The sequence below is a fragment of the Streptomyces sp. NBC_01017 genome, from assembly GCF_045162795.1.
GTDB classification, from domain to species: domain Bacteria; phylum Actinomycetota; class Actinomycetes; order Streptomycetales; family Streptomycetaceae; genus Streptomyces; species Streptomyces machairae.
Genome location: NZ_CP108683.1, coordinates 8,755,891 through 8,774,503 on the forward strand (window position 1 = coordinate 8,755,891; position 18,613 = coordinate 8,774,503).

General features: G+C 69.6%; 15 protein-coding genes, 1 pseudogene and 1 riboswitch. Of the genes and pseudogenes, 11 read left to right on the forward strand and 5 right to left on the reverse strand.

Going from position 1 to position 18,613, the window contains the following annotated elements:
• Positions 1–11 precede the first annotated feature (11 nt).
• From OG331_RS40190 to OG331_RS40205, 4 genes are all read left to right on the forward strand, one after another.
• Positions 12–749 carry a MerR family transcriptional regulator gene (locus tag OG331_RS40190; RefSeq protein ID WP_406206114.1) on the forward strand — a complete coding sequence of 246 codons (738 nt, stop codon included), beginning with the start codon at positions 12–14 and terminating at the stop codon, positions 747–749.
• An 85-nt stretch (positions 750–834) separates the two neighbouring features.
• A complete protein-coding gene (locus OG331_RS40195) occupies positions 835–1,308 on the forward strand; it encodes a bifunctional nuclease family protein (RefSeq protein ID WP_004002801.1) in 474 nt (157 codons plus the stop codon).
• A gap of 263 nt (positions 1,309–1,571) precedes the next feature.
• Positions 1,572–2,234 carry a MerR family transcriptional regulator gene (locus OG331_RS40200; RefSeq protein WP_328882997.1) on the forward strand — a complete coding sequence of 221 codons (663 nt, stop codon included), beginning with the start codon at positions 1,572–1,574 and terminating at the stop codon, positions 2,232–2,234.
• A 131-nt stretch (positions 2,235–2,365) separates the two neighbouring features.
• Entirely contained in the window at positions 2,366–3,856 is a 1,491-nt protein-coding gene (locus OG331_RS40205; protein WP_406206118.1) for a DNA polymerase IV, read from the forward strand.
• A 309-nt stretch (positions 3,857–4,165) separates the two neighbouring features.
• Here OG331_RS40205 and OG331_RS40210 read toward each other — a convergent pair whose 3' ends face one another.
• Positions 4,166–4,573 (reverse strand): PRC-barrel domain-containing protein, encoded by a 408-nt coding sequence (locus tag OG331_RS40210; RefSeq protein ID WP_328882999.1) that lies wholly within the window; start codon positions 4,571–4,573, stop codon positions 4,166–4,168.
• Between the two features lie 114 nt (positions 4,574–4,687).
• Positions 4,688–4,784, forward strand: a riboswitch (glycine riboswitch).
• Between the two features lie 176 nt (positions 4,785–4,960).
• Here OG331_RS40210 and gcvP point away from each other — a divergent pair.
• Positions 4,961–7,846 (forward strand): aminomethyl-transferring glycine dehydrogenase, encoded by a 2,886-nt coding sequence (gene gcvP / locus OG331_RS40215; protein ID WP_406206122.1) that lies wholly within the window; start codon positions 4,961–4,963, stop codon positions 7,844–7,846.
• A 164-nt stretch (positions 7,847–8,010) separates the two neighbouring features.
• Here gcvP and OG331_RS40220 read toward each other — a convergent pair whose 3' ends face one another.
• Entirely contained in the window at positions 8,011–8,430 is a 420-nt protein-coding gene (locus tag OG331_RS40220; protein WP_328883001.1) for a TOBE domain-containing protein, read from the reverse strand.
• A gap of 111 nt (positions 8,431–8,541) precedes the next feature.
• A complete protein-coding gene (locus tag OG331_RS40225; RefSeq protein ID WP_406206125.1) occupies positions 8,542–8,937 on the reverse strand; it encodes a molybdopterin-binding protein in 396 nt (131 codons plus the stop codon).
• Between the two features lie 107 nt (positions 8,938–9,044).
• Between OG331_RS40225 and OG331_RS40230 the strand changes: the two genes are divergently transcribed.
• Positions 9,045–9,629 carry a DUF1707 domain-containing protein gene (locus OG331_RS40230; RefSeq protein ID WP_406206128.1) on the forward strand — a complete coding sequence of 195 codons (585 nt, stop codon included), beginning with the start codon at positions 9,045–9,047 and terminating at the stop codon, positions 9,627–9,629.
• On the opposite strand, the gene OG331_RS40235 is transcribed toward OG331_RS40230, so the two are convergent.
• Positions 9,607–10,104, reverse strand: coding sequence for a hypothetical protein (locus OG331_RS40235; protein ID WP_406206130.1), 498 nt, complete (start codon positions 10,102–10,104; stop codon positions 9,607–9,609). The two genes, OG331_RS40230 and OG331_RS40235, sit on opposite strands and share 23 nt — an antisense overlap.
• Positions 10,105–10,230: 126 nt before the next feature.
• Entirely contained in the window at positions 10,231–12,186 is a 1,956-nt protein-coding gene (locus OG331_RS40240) for an amino acid transporter (protein WP_406206133.1), read from the reverse strand.
• A 472-nt stretch (positions 12,187–12,658) separates the two neighbouring features.
• On the opposite strand from OG331_RS40240, the pseudogene OG331_RS40245 reads away from it, so the two are divergent.
• The 5 genes and pseudogenes from OG331_RS40245 (at position 12,659) to kdpB (ending at position 18,600) form a co-directional block, all read left to right on the forward strand.
• Positions 12,659–14,499 (forward strand): annotated as a pseudogene (locus tag OG331_RS40245) (APC family permease).
• Positions 14,500–14,517: 18 nt separating this feature from the next.
• Entirely contained in the window at positions 14,518–14,724 is a 207-nt protein-coding gene (locus OG331_RS40250) for a hypothetical protein (protein ID WP_406206135.1), read from the forward strand.
• Complete coding sequence (gene kdpF / locus OG331_RS40255) at positions 14,721–14,810, forward strand: K(+)-transporting ATPase subunit F (RefSeq protein ID WP_016434100.1); 90 nt, start codon at positions 14,721–14,723, stop codon at positions 14,808–14,810. The genes OG331_RS40250 and kdpF overlap by 4 nt, the downstream gene beginning before the upstream one ends.
• Before the next feature lie 8 nt (positions 14,811–14,818).
• Positions 14,819–16,483, forward strand: a complete 1,665-nt coding sequence (gene kdpA / locus OG331_RS40260; protein ID WP_406206138.1) for a potassium-transporting ATPase subunit KdpA — start codon at positions 14,819–14,821, stop codon at positions 16,481–16,483.
• A complete protein-coding gene (kdpB, locus tag OG331_RS40265) occupies positions 16,480–18,600 on the forward strand; it encodes a potassium-transporting ATPase subunit KdpB (RefSeq protein ID WP_406206141.1) in 2,121 nt (706 codons plus the stop codon). The genes kdpA and kdpB overlap by 4 nt, the downstream gene beginning before the upstream one ends.
• Positions 18,601–18,613: the final 13 nt, after the last annotated feature.

Consider the following 18,613-nt stretch of genomic DNA (forward strand, 5'->3'; position numbering starts at 1 on the left):
AGGGAAGGTCCATGCTGAAAACACCGAGGGGCGGTGCCGGAAACGGCATCGCCGCCACGGACGGTCGGCTGATGAGCATCGGCACGGTGCTGAACGTGCTGCGCGATGAGTTCCCTGACATCACCATCTCCAAGATCCGTTTCCTGGAGTCGGAGGGGCTCGTCGAGCCGCAGCGGACCCCCTCGGGGTATCGCAAGTTCAGTGCGCAGGACGTCGAGCGGCTCGGCCACGTTCTGCGGATGCAGCGGGACCACTACCTGCCGCTCAAGGTGATCCGCGAGCATCTGGACGCCATGGAGCGCGGTGAGGCCGCACCACTGCCGACCGTGTGCCGGCAGCGCGATGGAGAAACGGTCCTGGAGCCCGTCGAGGCTCCCACCGCGGCCCGGGTCGGGCGGGCCGAGCTGCTCGTCGCCGCCGAGATCGGTGAGCAGGAGCTCGCGGAATGGGAGTCGTACGGCCTGATCGCCCCGTTTCCCGACGGGGCGTACGACGCGGAGGCTGTCACCGTGGCCTCGCTCGTCGTAGAGCTGGGGCGGTTCGGGATCGAGCCGCGGCATCTGCGGGTGATGAAGGCCGCCGCCGACCGTGAGGCCGGGCTGGTGGACCAGGTCGTGGCGCCTCTGCGGCGGCACCGCAATCCGCAGACCAGGGCTCATGCCGAGGCGCGTACGAAGGAACTGGCGGGGCTGGCCGTGAAGCTGCACGCCGCCCTGGTGCAGACCGCTCTCGGAGTGCGGCTGCCCTGAGCCGGGCAGGGGCGGGGAGCCCGGATCGGCCACCCGTTCTCGGCCCGACTACCCAAACGTCCCGAGCACGGCCTAGGGTTGCTGTGTGAACGAGCTCGATGTCGTAGGTGTCCGGGTCGAAATGCCCTCCAACCAACCGATCGTGCTCCTGCGTGAAGTGGGAGGCGACCGCTACCTCCCCATCTGGATCGGGCCGGGGGAGGCGACGGCGATCGCCTTCGCCCAGCAGGGCATGGCCCCCGCGCGACCGCTGACCCACGACCTGTTCAAGGACGTGCTGGAGGCCGTCGGCCAGGAGCTCACCGAAGTACGCATCACGGATCTGCGTGAGGGCGTCTTCTACGCCGAGCTGGTGTTCGCCAGCGGCGTCGAGGTGAGCGCCCGCCCCTCCGATGCCATAGCGCTGGCCCTGCGCACCGGAACGCCGATCTACGGCAGCGACGGCGTGCTCGACGACGCGGGCATCGCGATTCCGGACGAGCAGGAGGACGAGGTGGAGAAGTTCCGCGAGTTCCTCGACCAGATCTCGCCCGAGGACTTCGGCACCAGCAGCCAGTGAGGCGGCGTGGGCGGCCCGGCGGACTTGCGGTCCGTGGTGGTTCGGCCCACAGCCCGTTACGGCTCAAATGCCGGCATTTGCCAGCGGCGAGGGAGAGCGTCCTGCGGCCTGCTCCGAGCGCATTCGGCTAGCCTTTCCCCGCGGTGGGGCACGGGAAACCACTCCTAGGGTGATTATCACTCGGCGTGCCGAGTGTGGCGATCGTTGACGCACCCCTGGTGACTGCCTACCGTCGAGAAGGCAGGTCAAGGACGGAGGTCGGCGTGAGAAGCAGCGGCGACGGTACGGCTGGGGGTGCCCCCGGACGCAGTCTCGGGGCGAGCGGCCCGTACCCGCTTCACACCAGCCCGCTTCAGGGCAGCGCGGCCGATCACGCTCCGCAGCGACCGACGGCCGTGCCGAGCAGCGGCGGAGGGGCGGCGTCCATGGCGACCGAGCAGATCGGCTATCGCGGTCCGACGGCCTGTGCGGCCGCGGGCATCACATACCGGCAACTGGACTACTGGGCGCGCACCGGCCTTGTCGAGCCCAGCGTGCGGCCCGCTCACGGGTCCGGGACGCAGCGGCTCTACAGCTTCCGGGACGTCGTCGTCCTGAAGATCGTCAAGCGGTTCCTGGACACCGGTGTGTCATTGCAGAACATCCGTACCGCCGTGCAGCATCTGCGGGAGCGGGGCTTTCGGGATCTTGAGCGCCTGACGCTGATGAGCGACGGTGCGACGGTGTACGAGTGCAGTTCCCCGGACGAGGTGCACGCGCTGCTCCAGGGCGGGCAGGGGGTCTTCGGGATCGCCGTGGGTGTGGTGTGGCGGGACGTCGAGAGCGCCTTGTCGCAGCTGCACGGGGAGCGGATCGACACCGGCGAGACCCTGGTCGGGCACAATCCGGCGGACGAGCTGGCTCGGCGGCGAAACCGGGCGGTCTGAGCAGTCCTTGCCGGGACGCCGTCGAAGTTGCCGTGTGGCGGCGGGCGGAATGGGGTCGATGGGCCGGCCTGGGCGGCGTATCAGGCGGTTGCAGCAGGGCATTGTCAGTGGCGTGAGGCAGCATCGGAGATGTGAGGAACGCGCCTACGATCCTGCATCTCGACATGGATGCCTTCTACGCCTCGGTGGAGCAGGCATCCAAGCCGAGCCTGCGCGGCAAAGCCGTGATCGTGGGCGGGCTCGGGCCGCGGGGAGTCGTCGCCACCGCGTCGTATGAGGCCCGTGTGTTCGGGGTGCACTCGGCGATGCCCATGGGGCAGGCGCGCCGGCTGGCGCCCAATGCCGCGTATCTCGTGCCGCGCTTCGGGATCTACCGCGACGTCAGCGAGCAGGTGATGGGCCTGCTGCGGGAGCTGTCACCGCTGGTGGAGCCGCTGAGCCTGGACGAGGCGTTCGTGGACCTGGAGGCCGGAGGAGCGGCCTGGGACGAGGAGTCCGCGCGGCTGGTGGGGGTGAAGCTGCGCGCCGACATACGGGCCGCCACCGGGCTTGCGGGGTCGGTGGGCCTGGCCGCGTCCAAGATGCTGGCGAAGATCGCCTCGGAGGAGGCCAAACCCGACGGGCTGGTGGTGATCGAGCCAGGGACGGAGCGGGCGTTGCTCGCGCCCATGTCGGTGCGGACCCTGCCGGGGGTGGGGCCGGCGACCGGGGACCATCTGCGGCGGGCCGGAATCCACACGGTCGACGAGATCGCCGAGGCGGGTGAGGACGAGCTGGTACGGCTGCTGGGCAAGGCTCATGGGCATGCCCTGTACGCCATGGCGCTGGCGCACGACGAGCGGCCCGTGGTGGCCGAGCGGGAGGCCAAGTCGGTGTCGGTCGAGGACACGTACGACGTGGACATTCATGACCGGGTCCGGGTGGGGCTGGAGGTGCAGCGCCTGGCCGATCGTTGTGTTCGGCGGTTGCGGGGGGCCGGCCTGTCCGGGCGGACCATCGTGCTGAAGGTGCGTCGGTACGACTTCTCGACCCTGACCCGGTCCGAGACGTTGCGTGGGCCGACGGACGACCCGGGTGTGGTGCGCGAGGCTGCGCTGCGGCTGCTGGATTCCGTGGACACGACGGGTGGGGTACGGCTGCTGGGGGTCGGGGTCACCGGGTTGGCCGACTACACGCAGGAGGATCTGTTCGCGCAGGTGGCGGGGGAGCGGGTCGAGCACGGCGAGGAGGGCGCCCCCGAGGAGCCCTTGGCGGAGCGGGAGGCTGCGCTGTCCGTCGAGCGGCGGTGGGTGGCGGGGCACGATGTGCGGCACGTCGAGCACGGGCACGGATGGGTGCAGGGGAGTGGGCTGGGGCGGGTGACTGTGCGGTTCGAGACACCTGAGGCGTCGGGGCCGGGGCGGGTGCGGACGTTTCGGGTCGACGATCCGGGGTTGGAGGCGGCGGATCCGTTGCCGTTGGTGCGGGAGAGACGTGGGGTGTCTGCGGGAGATGGGGGAGATGCGGAAGGCGGCGGGCATGGGGTTGGTGGGGTTTTAGGGGTGGAGGCCGGTTTCCTGGGACGGGAAAGGGAGCGGGGTTGTGGGGGCGTGGGGGAGGCGCCGCCCGTGGTGCCCGGGTAGGACGTGGGCGGGCTGAACCGGACGTGCGGTTGGTTCTTCCTGGGCGCCCGGCGTTGCGGCTGCCGTAAGAGGTGGGTCGCTCGCCCGCGCTTGCGGGGTGCCGCTCCCGTGCCGCCCCAGCGGCACGACTGCCCGCAGCTGTATGAGGTCGGCTGCCGTGTGGGCGCCGCCGCGGCGTTGCGTTGCGATGGGGTGCGGCTGGGCAGGAGAACTCGACCGCGCGGAGGCGGCGTGTCAGCCGTGCGGGCGGGCCGGAGGTGGGCGTGACTGTGCGGGCTGGGGGATGTGCGGTGGAAGGCGGGGGCGTCTTCAGGAGTGAGGGTGGGATGTGCGGGGGCCGTTGTCGTCCGGGGTTTCCGTGGTTGCCAGGTTGCCGAAGTCCCGGTCAGGGGGTGGGGGCGGAGCCGTTACGTCGAGGCCGTAATGGTGGTAGAGCTGGAGTTCCTGTTCGGGGGAGAGGTGGCGGCCCACGCCGAAATCGGGGGCGTCCTTGATGAGGGCGCGGTCGAAGGGGACGTGGAGGCTGCCCTCGACCAAATCGCTGGGCTCCAGGGGGACGAAGGCGTCCCGGGAGAACAGGCCGGTGCGTATCGCCGCCCATTCCGGCACTCCGGTCGCGTCGTCGAGGTAGACCTCGTCGATGGTGCCGATCTTGGTGCCGTTGCGGTCGAAGGCCTTGCGGCCGATCAGATTGCGCGGATCGATGTCGGTCTGCACGGGCCCTCCACTTGGTCGCAACTCATCCGTAAGCACTACGAAAGGGCACATTGGTGAGCGCGGCCACTCGAAGGACCGTGCGTTGACCCCGCTGGTAGGCTGGCTACCGGCTGCTGACCCCGTGCGGGAGAGTCCTCCGGGAACCATCCGGAGGCGCCGAAGGAGCAAATCCTCCCCGGAATCTCTCAGGCACACGTACCGCACGGACGAGGTCACTCTGGAAAGCAGGGCGGGTGTCGATGGCCTCCGCTCTCACCGACGGTGAAAACCGGGCACCTTGTGGTGCCCCGGTGAAGCTCTCAGGTTGAGATGACAGAGGGGGAGGCCGTCCGGGTACCCGCGCCGTGGTGCCCCTCGAAGGTCGTGTCAGACCAGGAGGCCTCCGCAATGACCGCCCATCGCATTCCGCTCTCCGAGCTCGAGCAGGGTATTCCGTTCGAGCAGCGTCATATCGGTCCTGATCAAGAGGCTCGGGCCAAGATGCTCGCCCAGGTCGGGTACGGCTCGCTCGACGAGCTCACCGCCGCCGCGGTGCCGGATGTGATCAAGAACGCCGACTCCCTCGAACTGCCGGGGGCGCGTACCGAGGCCGAGGTGCTCGCCGAGCTGCGCTCGCTCGCCGATCGCAACCAGGTGTTGGACCCGATGATCGGGCTCGGGTACTACGGGACCTTCACGCCGCCGGTCATCCTGCGCAATGTCATGGAGAATCCGGCCTGGTACACGGCTTACACGCCGTATCAGCCCGAGATCTCGCAGGGACGGCTCGAGGCCCTGCTGAACTTCCAGACCATGGTCGCCGACCTCACCGGACTGCCGACCTCCGGTGCCTCGCTGCTGGACGAGGGGACCGCGGCGGCGGAGGCCATGGCCCTGTCGCTGCGGATGGGCAAGAACAAGAAGGGGCTGTTCCTGGTCGACGCGGATGTGCTTCCGCAGACCATCGCCGTGATCGAGACCCGTGCCGAGCCCACCGGCGTGGAGGTCGTGGTCGCCGACCTCAGCGACGGCATTCCGGCCGAGATCGCCGGGCGTGAGATCAACGGCGTGCTGGTGCAGTACCCGGGCTCCTCCGGCGTCGTACGGGACATCAAGCCCGTCATCGAGCAGGCCCATGAGCTCGGCGCCCTCGTCACCGTCGCCGCCGATCTGCTCGCGCTCACGCTGCTGAAGTCCCCCGGTGAGCTCGGGGCGGACATCGCGGTCGGGACGACACAGCGGTTCGGCGTGCCGATGGGCTTCGGCGGGCCGCACGCCGGCTACATGGCCGTACACGAGAAGTTCGCGCGCAGCCTGCCCGGGCGGCTCGTGGGTGTGTCCGTGGATGTCGACGGGAACCGGGCGTACCGGCTGGCCCTCCAGACGCGTGAGCAGCACATTCGGCGGGAGAAGGCGACCAGCAACATCTGTACCGCGCAGGTGCTGCTCGCGGTGATGGCCGGGATGTACGCCGTGTACCACGGTCCCGAGGGGCTGCGCGGCATCGCCCGGCGCACTCACCGGTACGCCGCCGTCCTCGCCGCGGGCCTCACGGCCGGTGGTGTCGAGGTCGTGCACGGTTCCTACTTCGACACGCTGACCGTGCGGGTGCCCGAGAAGGCCGCCGAAGTTGTCGCCGCCGCCCGGCAGAACGGCGTCAACCTGCGTCTCGTCGACGCCGACCACGTGTCCCTCGCCTGCGACGAGACCACCACGCGGGCCCAACTGGGTGCCGTATGGACGGCGTTCGGGGTCGAGGGTGATGTCGAGGCGCTGGACGAGGGAGCCGAGGACGCCCTTCCGGGCGGGCTGCTGCGCAGCGACGAGGTCCTCACGCACCCCGTCTTCCACCAGCACCGTTCCGAGACCGCGATGCTGCGCTACCTGCGCAGGCTCGCCGACCGCGACTACGCGCTCGACCGCGGCATGATCCCGCTGGGCTCCTGCACCATGAAGCTCAACGCGACGACCGAGATGGAGCCGGTCACCTGGCCGGAGTTCGGACAGCTGCACCCCTTCGCGCCCGCCGAGCAGGCGCAGGGCTATCTGACGCTCATCCGCGAGCTGGAGGAACGTCTCGCCGAGGTCACCGGCTACGACAAGGTGTCGCTGCAACCCAACGCCGGGTCGCAGGGGGAGCTGGCCGGGCTGCTCGCCGTACGCGGATTCCACCGGGCCAACGGGGACGAGCAGCGCACCGTCTGTCTGATTCCGTCGTCCGCCCACGGGACCAACGCCGCCAGCGCCGTCATGGCCGGCATGAAGGTCGTCGTCGTGAAGACGGCCGACGACGGTGAGATCGACGTCGAGGATCTGCGGGCGAAGATCGAGAAGCATCGGGACGAGCTGTCGGTGCTGATGATCACGTACCCGTCGACGCACGGGGTGTTCGAGGAGCACGTCGCCGACATCTGCGCTCAGGTGCACGAGGCCGGCGGGCAGGTGTACGTCGACGGTGCCAACCTCAACGCCCTCGTGGGGCTTGCCAAGCCGGGGCACTTCGGTGGTGACGTCTCGCACCTGAACCTGCACAAGACCTTCTGCATCCCGCACGGCGGTGGCGGTCCGGGCGTCGGCCCTGTCGGTGTGCGTGCGCACCTGGCGCCGTATCTGCCGAACCACCCGCTGCAGCCCGCGGCCGGGCCGGAGACGGGCGTCGGCCCGATCTCGGCCGCGCCCTGGGGTTCCGCCGGGATCCTGCCGATCTCGTGGTCGTACGTACGGCTGATGGGCGGCGAGGGGCTCAAGCGGGCCACGCAGGTGGCGGTGCTGTCCGCCAACTACATCGCCAAGCGGCTGGAGCCGCACTACCCGGTGCTCTACACCGGGCCGGGCGGGCTCGTCGCGCACGAGTGCATCATCGATCTGCGGCCGCTGACCAAGGCGACCGGCGTGAGCGTCGACGATGTGGCCAAGCGGCTCATCGACTACGGCTTCCACGCGCCGACGATGTCGTTCCCGGTGGCCGGAACGCTCATGATCGAGCCGACCGAGTCCGAGGACCTGAACGAACTCGACCGGTTCTGCGAGACGATGATCGCCATTCGTGCGGAGATCGAGAAGGTCGGGTCGGGTGAGTGGCCCGCGGACGACAACCCGCTGCGGAACGCTCCGCACACCGCCGGTGCGCTGGGCGGTGAGTGGGAGCACGCGTACAGCCGTGAGGAGGCCGTGTTCCCGGCCGGGGTGTCGGCCGCCGACAAGTACTGGCCGCCGGTGCGCCGGATCGACCAGGCCTTCGGCGACCGGAACCTGGTGTGCTCCTGCCCGCCGATGGACGCGTACGAGGGCTGACGCACCGGCGTAGGTGATCGAGGGCTCCGCTCTGGCCGTGTTCGGCCGGGCGGAGCCCTCGTGCGTGAGGTCGGCGTGTGCCCCGCACGACGTCGGCAGCCCTTGTCGTCAGGCCGGCGGGGGCACCCGTCCTGCCGCACGTCGGCGGCCGGGGCGCTCCCGCGTCACGCCGTCGTCAGTGCCACCTCCGTCGCCTTGACCAGCGCGACGACGGGCATCCCGGGAGCCAGGGCGAGGTCGTTGGTGGCGTCCCTGGTGATGGCCGCGGTGAGCACGCCGCCCTCCACGGCGATCTTCACCGAGGCCATCGCGCCGCCCGTGGCGATGCCGGTGACCGTGCCGGGGAGTTGGTTGCGGATGGACAGACCGCTGATCGGTGCGGTGGCGAGGGAGATCTCCGTGGCCTTCACGAGGGCGGTCACGCCGGTCCCCTCGGCCAGGCCGAGGTCCTCGACGGCGTCCAGGGTGATCGCCGCGGTGAGGTCCTGACCGCCGTCGAGGTGGACCTTGACGGTTGCCATGACCTCGCCGGGGGCGATGGCGGTGACGGTGCCGGGCAGTTGGTTGCGGATGCTCAGGCTCATGGAGGGACGCCTCGCAGACGGTGGGAGGGGAGTGGGAGGGGAGCGAGTGGGGTGGGGATTTGTGGGGGTTTGCAGACTCCGGCCTCCACCGTAGCGGCGTCGACTGGCCGGTTACGTGCGGTCGATATGGACGTTCGTCGACTTCACGCGGGCGGTGGCCTCCATGCCGACCTCCAGGCCCAGTTCCTCGACCGCCTCGCGGGTCAGGAGGGAGACCAGTCGGTGCGGGCCGGCCTGGATCTCCACCTGGGCCGCGACGTCGCCGAGTTTGATCGCGGTGACGATGCCGGGGAAGGCGTTGCGGGCCGAGGTGTAGGAGGCCTCCTCCTCGTCGCTGCCGGACCTGGCGAGTTCGACGGAGAACGCGGCGAGGTCCTTGCCGTCGATGAGTCGTCGTCCGGTGTCGTCGCGGTGGGTCGCGACGCGGCCGGCGTCCGCCCAGCGGCGCGCGGTGTCGGGGCTCACGCCGAGCAGCCGCGCCGCCTGGCCGATCGTGTAGGACTGCATGCCGGTCACGATAGGGGCCGGGCCGGGAACTCGAGGCAGGGGGTTGGCCGTTGGGTGTAACGCGATATAGCGTCAGTGGGGTCGGTCGGTTCGAACGGGGTGAGGGTATGGCGGCTGAGCTGTCGCACACGGGGCTGCGTGCCTCGGACGCGGACCGGGACCGCGCTGTGGACGTGCTGAACGCGGCGGCGGGGGACGGTCGGCTGACCATCGAGGAACTGGACGAGCGGGTGACCACCGCTCTCTCCGCCCGCACGGTGGGCGAGTTGGCCGAGCTGACGGTGGATCTGGCGGCGGCGCCGGGCCGTGTCGAGGTCAAGGATGTCGTCCGGATCGAGCAACAGGGCGGTTCGGCCGTGCGGGGCGGGGAGTGGGTGGTGCCCAGGCGGCTGGAGATCGAGTCGTCCTGGGGCGATGTGACCCTCGACTTCACGCAGGCGGTGACAGCCGGCGGGACCCTGCGGATCGACCTGGACATGCGCGGCGGCACGCTCAGGCTGGTCACGCGGCCCGGCGTGGTGGTGGACACCGACGCCCTGGCGGTCGACTACGCCAAGGTCAGGACGCGTCCGGCCGGTGATGCAGGTGCGCCGGTCGTCCTGCGGGTCGAGATCGCCGGGCGGATGCAGTACGGCCGAATAGTGGTACGTCCCCCGCGGCGCACGCCGTTCAGAACATCCCCGACGCCCTGAGCACCGCCTGCGCCGTGGCGTCGTCGATCTGATGCCCCAACCGCTCGACCACGTCCGTGCCTTCGAGGAGCGTCCCGCGTTCGAGCGACCGGCGTACCCCGGTGTCCAGCTCGTGCCAGAGCAGCGGGTTGGCGACGAGGATCCGCGGATCCAGGTCCAGGCGGCAGCCGTCCGTGTCGCGCAGGGTCAGCAGAGCGGAGACGCGGCCGTGCTGTCGTACGGCCACCAGCGCGTCCGTCCGCACCGACTGCCGTCGTACGAGGCCACGCACCGCCAGCCAGCCCGGCCCCGCGGTCACCCGCTGGGGGAGCAGGATCGTGAAGAGCAGAGCGGTCAGGGCCAGCCACAGCAGGGCACGCGGCGGTGTCAGCGTCTCCCCGTCCAGGTCGACCAGCAGGGTCATGCCGAGGAAGGCCAGGGCGCAGCCCACTGCGAACCAGGCGCTGCCACGCCAGTGGCGGTCGCCGGTCGGCATCGGAAGAGGCCCGCTTCCCTGCACAGTGCAGACGGTAGGGCTCCGGGGCGCCGGAGGGACCGCCGCTGTCGGTGCTCTGACGCCTTACGGTGCAACCTTGACGCGATCCTGATGTCCGCGGCCGTTTCAGCCGGTGTGCACCCGAGGCCGGCGGTCACGGTCGGGCTCCGCCTCGCGCAGCACCTCGCGGGTGACCGGGGCGACCTCGCCCTGGCCGAAGAGGAAGAAGCGCAGGAAGTTGGCGAAGGGAGTGCCCTCGGTCCACTCGAAGTAGATGTGGGGGATGCAGCCCGTCGTGTCGCGGACGTGGAGGAGCAGCGCGGCCAGGGCGTTGGGGATGGAGGAGGACTCCAGGGTGAGGACGCGGTAGCGGTTGTGCAGGACCTCGCCGCGTACGGTCACGCCCGCCTCGAACTCGGACGGGTCGGTGACCGTCACTTCGACGAACACGAAGTCCTCCTGGACGGGGACGTCGTTGTCGTTGCGGATCTGCTCGATCTTGTCGCGGTACTCGGCCTTGTCGCGCTGGTCGGGTTCATTGGCGATGAACCGGATCTTGCGGCTGGCTATGTCCCGGACGAAACGTTCCGCCATGTCGTCCAGCGTCACGCTGGTGACGCGCAGCTCGAAGGCCCGCATCAGCCGCGAGAGCAGGGAGACGAGGATGATGCCGGCGATGAAGCAGGCGCCGATCTTCACACCGTCGGGGCGCTCGATGACGTTCACGACAGTGGTGTAGAGGAACACTGCGGAGATGACCGCGAAGCCGATGGTCCAGTTCCGCTGACCGGCCTTGCGGGCCGCGATGGTCACGGCGATGGCGGCGGAGCTGATCAGCACCAGGACACCGGTGGCGTAAGCGCCGCCCTGGGCATCGACGTCCGCGTCGAAGATCCAGGTGACGAGGAAGGCGACCAGGGTGAAGACGATGACCATCGGGCGCACCGCGCGGGCCCAGTGCGGGGCCATGCCGTAGCGGGGCAGATAGCGCGGCATCAGGTTGAGGAGGCCGGCCATGGCGGAGGCGCCGGCGAACCAGAGGATGGCGATCGTCGAGACGTCGTAGACCGTGCCGAAGGCGTTGCCGAGGTACTCGTGGGCGAGGAACGCGAGCGCGCGGCCGTTGGCCTGACCGCCCGGTTCGAACTCCTTCTCAGGGATCAGCAGCGTGGTGATGAAGCTCGTCGTGATCAGGAAGCAGCTCATGATCAGGGCGGCGGTGGTGAGCAGCTTCTTCGTGTCCCGGATCCGGCCCTTCGGCTGTGCCTCGGTGTCACCCGGGTCGCCCTTGACGTGCGGCATCACCGCGACGCCGGTCTCGAAGCCGGACAGGCCGAGCGCGAGCTTGGGGAAGACGATCAGGGCCACGCCGATCATGATGAAGACGTTGCCGTGCTCGGCCGTGAGGGCGCTGGACCAGTCGGTGATCACATGCCCCTCGGCGATGACGTGCCAGAGGCCGGAGACCACGACGACCGCGTTCAGCGCGAGGTAGATGCCGACCAGGACGACGGCGACGCCGATCGCCTCCAGGAACCCCTTGAGGAACACCGCGCCGAGCAGGGCCACGAGGATGAGGGTGATCAGCAGTTGCTTGTCGTGCAGGGCGCTGTTCAGGTGCGGGTTCTCGACCAGGTGGGTCGAGGCGTCGGCGGCCGACAGGGTGATGGTGATCAGGAAGTCGGTGGCGGCGAAGCCCAGCAGGGTCAGGACGAAAAGCTTGCCCTTCCAGAAGGACAGCAGCCGCTCCAGCATCGAGATCGAACCCTCGCCGTGCGGGCTCTCCTCGGCCACCCGCCGGTAGACGGGCAGTGCGCCCGCCAGTGTGACGATCACGAGCACAATCGTGGCGATGGGGGAGAGCAGGCCGGCCGCAAGGGCGGCGATTCCCGGCTGGTAGCCGAGGGTTGAGAAGTAGTCGACGCCGGTGAGGCACATGACGCGGTACCAGGGCCGGCCCTGGTGCGCGGGCTCCGGCTCGGCGTGCGGGCCCCCGGGGCCGTGGCCCTTGCCCATGTCGGACAGCCCTTGCAGCATCCAGGAGCGCACGCGACTGGACGTCGAGTGTTCGGTCGTGGCCATCGGCGTGCTCCTGATGTGCGGGTCGGCGCGATTTCGGCCATCACGCGGACGGCGGGATCAGCGTAAGCGGAGAGTGACGCATGGGCCCACGGATCAGGGGCCCGTGAGCGTCAAGCTTCCGTTAAGACTGGCCGGGTCGGGGCGTGGCGAACGGCATTGATCGAGCTCCGGGGGCACATGGGCGGGGTTGGGCCGCACACGGGAGGCGTGGCTGTCTGCCGAGGGCGGACACCCAGCGTGACGGTGCGCGCCGGGAGCGGCGCGTGCGGTTCGGCCGGGTGCGGGTTGACCTTGTCCGGTCGCGTAGTTCTCCGAGGCCCCTTGGGGCGTCAAAGTGCCGTCAAGGACGGTCGGTTCAGCGCGAAGAACGCGCAAGGAGGGGCAGGGAACGGCGGGATCCGGACAGAGCCTTGGTGCCCCGCGCGCGGGTTTCCGCGCGCGGCTGTTCGTCCCGTACGAAGGAGCCCGCACCATGTCCGTCCTGACCACCGAACCCGGGGCGCCCGCCGCCGACGAGGAGCCGCCGGATACCGGTGATCGGCACCGGCTGACCGCGGTCACCGGGCTGGCCGCCCTCTCGCTCGACGCCATGGCGTCGGTGGCCTACGGGCCCGAGGCGATCGTCCTCGTCCTGGCCGCCGCAGGCGCGCACGGCCTCGGCTTCACGCTTCCTGTCACGCTGGCCATCGCCGCCCTGCTGGCGGTACTGGTCGCCTCGTACCGCCAGGTGATCGCGGCCTTCCCGGACGGCGGCGGCTCCTACGCCGTGGCCAAGACGCACCTGGGCAAGCGCACGAGCCTGGTCGCGGCGGCCTCGCTCGTCCTGGACTACGTCCTCAACGTCGCCGTCGCCGTCACGGCCGGAGTCGCGGCGCTGACCTCCGCCCTCCCCGCCCTCACGACGACTGCCTGTGGCTGTGCCTGGCTGTGCTCGCGCTCGTCACGGCCGTCAACCTCCGGGGCATCGTGGAGTCGGCGAAGGCGTTCATCGTGCCGACCGTCGTGTTCGTCGGATCGATCTTCGTGCTGATCGGAGTGGGCCTGTTCCGGTCCGAGCCGGTCAGTACGGCGGCCGCGGCCGGCCATACCTCCGTGCTCGCCGACAACGCCACGACCGTAGGCGCGTTGCTGCTGCTGAAGGCCTTCGCCTCCGGCTGCTCCGCCCTCACCGGCGTCGAGGCCATCGCCAACGCCGTCCCCTCCTTCCGAGTCCCCCGCGCCAGGCGCGCCCAGCACGCGGAGGTCGCCCTCGGTGCCGTGCTCGGTGTGATGCTGATCGGCCTGTCGGCACTGATCTCCCGCTTCCACCTCCAGCCGGTCGAGGGCGTCACCGTCCTCGCCCAGCTCGCGGACGCCTCGCTCGGCCACAACTGGGCCTTCTACGTCATCCAGTTCGCGACGATGATCCTGCTGGCCCTGTCCGCGAACACCTCCTTCGGCGGCCTCCCGGTGCTGCTGAAGCTGCTGGCCCGCGACAACTACCTGCCGCACGTCTTCCTGCTCAAGGCCGATCGTCAGGTCCACCGGCACGGTGTCCTGACCCTGGCCGTCGTCTCCGCCGCGCTGCTGGTCTTCTCCGGCGGTGACACCAACACCCTGGTGCCGCTGTTCGCCATCGGCGTCTTCGTCGGCTTCACGATCGCCCAGGTCGGCATGGTCCGGCACTGGCGGCTCGGAAAGGGGCCGGGGTGGCAGGCGAAGGCCGCGCTCAACGGTTCCGGTGCCCTGCTCACGGGTGTCGCGGCCGTCGTCGTCACCGCCTCCAAGTTCAAGGAGGGCGCCTGGCTGACAGTGATCGCCCTGCCCCTGCTGGTCGTGGCCTTCGAGACCGTGCACCGAGCCTATGTACGGATCGGTGAGCGGCTGGGGCTCGGCCGTGTCCCCGAGCATCCGCACCGCGACCGGTCCGTCGTGGTCGTCCCCGTGTCGTCGCTGTCCCGCCTCACCTCGGAGGCCCTGACCGCCGCGGCCTCCCTCGGCGACGAGGTCCGTGCCGTCACCGTCTGCTACCCGGGCCCCGAGGACCGGGCCGCCCTGCACGCCCTGGAGCGGTCCTGGGCCGAGTGGGACCCCGGCATGCCTCTGGTGCGGCTGACCTGCGACCGGCGCAGTCTGGGCCGTCCCATCGCCGCCTACGTGCGGGACGTCATGGCGGCCGAACCGGCAACCCGGGTCACCGTCCTGATCCCGGAGGCCGAGCCGGAGCGGCTGTGGCAGCGGCTCCTTCAGAACCAGCGGGGCGCCGTCGTCGCGCACGCCGTACGGCGGCAGACCGACGCGGCGATCTGCCGGCTGCGGTTCCGCTTGTTCTGACCTCGGGCCGGGCCGCGTATGAGTCCCGTCAAGGAGGCGCAGTGCGCCGTAAGGGACCCGTCAACGGCGGCCGAATCCGGCCACAGAGGCTGTTTCCTCGAATCGTCCCTGTTCAACCGATCCTCACTCCAGGAGCTCACGATGGCCGATCTGGCCTTCGTCGTCACCGCGATCGCGTGCTTCGCGCTGGTGGCGCTCGTCGCCAAGGGGGTGACCAAGCTGTGACTGCCGAGAACATCGTCGGCCTCGTCGTGGCCGTCGCCCTGCTGGGCTATCTCGTCCTCGCCCTGATCTTCCCGGAGAGGTTCTGAGAGCAGACATGGGTCCCGTACTCGCAGGCGTCCTCCAATTGCTCGCCCTGATCGGCGCGCTGGCTCTCGCCTACATACCCCTCGGCACCTACATGGCCAGGGTCTACTCCTCCGACAAGCACTGGCGTGTCGAGAAGTGGATCTACAAGGGCATTGGTGCCAATCCCGACACGGAGATGCGCTGGCCGGCGTATCTGCGTGGTGTGCTCGCCTTCTCGGCGGCGGGCGTGCTGTTCCTGTACCTGCTGCAGCGGCTCCAGGGCGTGCTGCCCGGTTCGCTGGGCTTCTCCGCGATCGATCCGGACCAGGCCTTCAACACCGCCGTGTCCTTCGTCACCAACACCAACTGGCAGTCGTACTACGGCGAGCAGGCCATGGGCCACGTCGTGCAGACCGCCGGGCTGGCCGTGCAGAACTTCGTGTCCGCGGCCGTCGGCATCGCCGTGGCCGTGGCGCTGGTGCGCGGGTTCGCGCGCTCGCGCACCGGTGAGCTGGGCAACTTCTGGTCCGACCTGGTGCGCGGTGTCGTACGCATTCTGGTGCCGATCGCGGCCGTGGCCGCGGTCGTCCTGGTCGCGTGCGGCGCCATCCAGAACTTCTCCGGCATCCACGAGGTCGGCCAGTTCATGGGCGGGCAGCAGCAGTGGAACGGCGGCGCGGTCGCCTCGCAGGAGGCGATCAAGGAGCTGGGCACGAACGGTGGCGGTTACTTCAACGCCAACAGCGCCCACCCGTTCGAGAACCCCACCCCGTTCTCGAACCTCTTCGAGATCTTCCTGATCCTCGTCATCCCGTTCGCGCTGACCCGCACCTTCGGCCTCATGGTCGGATCGGTGAAGCAGGGTTACGCCATCCTCGCGACGATGGCCACCATCTGGCTCGGCTTCACGGCGCTGATGATGTGGACCGAGTTCGCCCACCACGGCCCGGCGTTCGACATCGCGGGCGGGGCGTACGAGGGCAAGGAGGTCCGCTTCGGTGTCGGCGGCTCGTCGATCTTCGCGACGGCGACCACACTCACCTCGACCGGTGCGGTGGACTCCTTCCACTCCTCGTTCACGGGCCTTGGCGGCGGCATCACCATGCTCGGGATGATGCTGGGCGAGATCGCGCCCGGTGGCACCGGCTCCGGCCTCTACGGCATGCTGATCATGGCGATCATCGCGGTGTTCATCGCCGGTCTGATGGTCGGCCGTACGCCCGAGTACCTGGGCAAGAAGATCGGCTCCCGCGAGATCAAGCTGGCGGCCTGCTACATCCTGATCACTCCGGCACTGGTGCTGATCTTCACCGCTGCGGCCATGGCGCTGCCCACACCGGGCAACTCCATGACGAACAGCGGGGCGCACGGGTTCTCCGAGATCCTGTACGCCTACACGTCCGCCTCCAACAACAACGGCTCGGCCTTCGCCGGTCTGAACGCGGACACCCAGTGGTTCAACTCGACGCTGGGCCTGGCCATGCTGTTCGGCCGCTTCCTGCCGATGGTGTTCGTGCTGGCGCTGGCCGGCTCGCTCGCCGGGCAGAATCCGGTCCCCCGGACCGCGGGCACGCTGCGGACCGACAAGCCGCTCTACGCGGGTCTGCTGGTCGGCACGATCATCATCATCACCGGTCTGACGTACTTCCCGGCGCTGGCGCTGGGTCCGCTGGCCGAGGGGCTGGCGTCATGACCACTCGTATCGACAAGCAAGAGGACTCCATGTCCACAGTCACCCCGACCCGGGCGCCGCACAGCGACGTACCCACCGGGCACACGGCCCCCGAGGGCCGCGTCGGTGCCGGCCTCTTCGACCCCAAGCAGCTGGTCAAGTCGCTGCCGGACGCCTTCCGCAAGCTCGACCCACGGGTGATGGTCAAGTCCCCGGTCATGTTCGTCGTGCTGGTCGGATCGGTCCTCACCACCGCCTTTTCGTTCAGGAACCCCGGTGACTGGTTCGGCTGGAGCATCAGCGCCTGGCTGTGGCTGACCGTGCTCTTCGCCAACCTGGCCGAGGCCGTCGCCGAGGGCCGCGGCAAGGCGCAGGCCGACACCCTGCGCAAGGCCAAGACCGACAGCGTGGCGCGCAAGGCCGACGGCACGGTCGTCGCCGGCACCGAGCTGAGGATCGGCGACCTCGTCGTCTGCGAGGCGGGAGATGTCATCCCCGGCGACGGTGACGTCGTCGAGGGCGTCGCGTCCGTCGACGAGTCGGCCATCACCGGCGAGTCCGCGCCCGTCATCCGTGAGTCCGGCGGCGACCGTTCGGCCGTCACCGGCGGTACGAAGGTCCTCTCCGACCGCATCGTCATCAAGATCACGACGAAGCCCGGCGAGACCTTCATCGACCGGATGATCAACCTGGTCGAGGGCGCCGCCCGGCAGAAGACACCGAACGAGATCGCGCTCAACATCCTGCTGGCCTCGCTGACGATCGTCTTCCTGCTCGCCTGCGCCACGCTGCCGCCGCTGGCGGACTACGCGGGCACGCACCTGACGATGGTCGTGCTGGTCGCCCTGCTGGTCTGTCTGATCCCGACCACGATCGGCGCCCTGCTCTCCGCGATCGGCATCGCGGGCATGGACCGACTGGTCCAGCGCAACGTACTCGCCATGTCCGGCAGGGCGGTCGAGGCCGCCGGTGACGTCTCCACGCTGCTGCTCGACAAGACCGGCACCATCACGCTCGGCAACCGCCAGGCCGCCGAGTTCGTGCCGGTGAGCGGGACGACGGCGGCCCGGCTGGCGGACGCCGCCCAGCTGTCGTCGCTGGCCGACGAGACGCCCGAGGGCCGTTCCGTCGTCGTACTGGCGAAGGAGAGGTACGGCCTGCGCGAGCGCCAGCAGGGCGAGCTGGCCGGTGCCGAGTGGATCGCCTTCACCGCGCAGACCCGGATGTCCGGCGTGGACGTCGACGGGCGCAAGATCCGCAAGGGCGCGGCCGGTTCGGTCATCGCCTGGGTGCGGGAGCAGGGCGGCACCGTCGCGGACGACGCGGACACCGTCGCCAACCGGATCTCCGAGGCGGGCGGCACGCCGCTGCTCGTAGCGGTGGAGGACGCCGAGGGCGCCCGGATCCTGGGCGTCATCCACCTCAAGGACGTCGTCAAGGACGGCATGCGGGAGCGGTTCGAGGAACTGCGCCGCATGGGCATCAAGACCGTCATGATCACGGGTGACAACCCGCTGACCGCCAAGGCGATTGCCGACGAGGCGGGCGTGGACGACTTCCTCGCGGAGGCGACTCCCGAGGACAAGATGGCGCTCATCAAGCGGGAGCAGGCCGGCGGCAAGCTCGTCGCGATGACCGGTGACGGTACGAACGATGCGCCCGCGCTGGCCCAGGCGGACGTTGGCGTGGCGATGAACACCGGTACGTCGGCCGCCAAGGAGGCCGGCAACATGGTCGACCTCGACTCCAACCCGACCAAGCTCATCGAGATCGTCGAGATCGGCAAGCAACTGCTGATCACCCGGGGCGCGTTGACCACGTTCTCCATCGCCAACGACGTCGCGAAGTACTTCGCGATCATCCCGGCGCTGTTCGCGGCCGTCTACCCGGGCCTGGACAAGCTCAACATCATGGGCCTGTCCTCGCCGGACTCCGCGATCCTGTCCGCGGTCGTCTTCAACGCGCTGATCATCATCGCGCTGGTGCCGCTGTCCCTGAAGGGCGTGCGGTACCGGCCGGTGAGCGCGGACCGCATGCTCCGGCGGAACCTCACCATCTACGGGCTGGGCGGACTGGTCGCTCCGTTCATCGGCATCAAGCTCATCGACCTGCTCATCTCTCTGCTCCCCGGGCTGTAATTCTCAAAGGCGT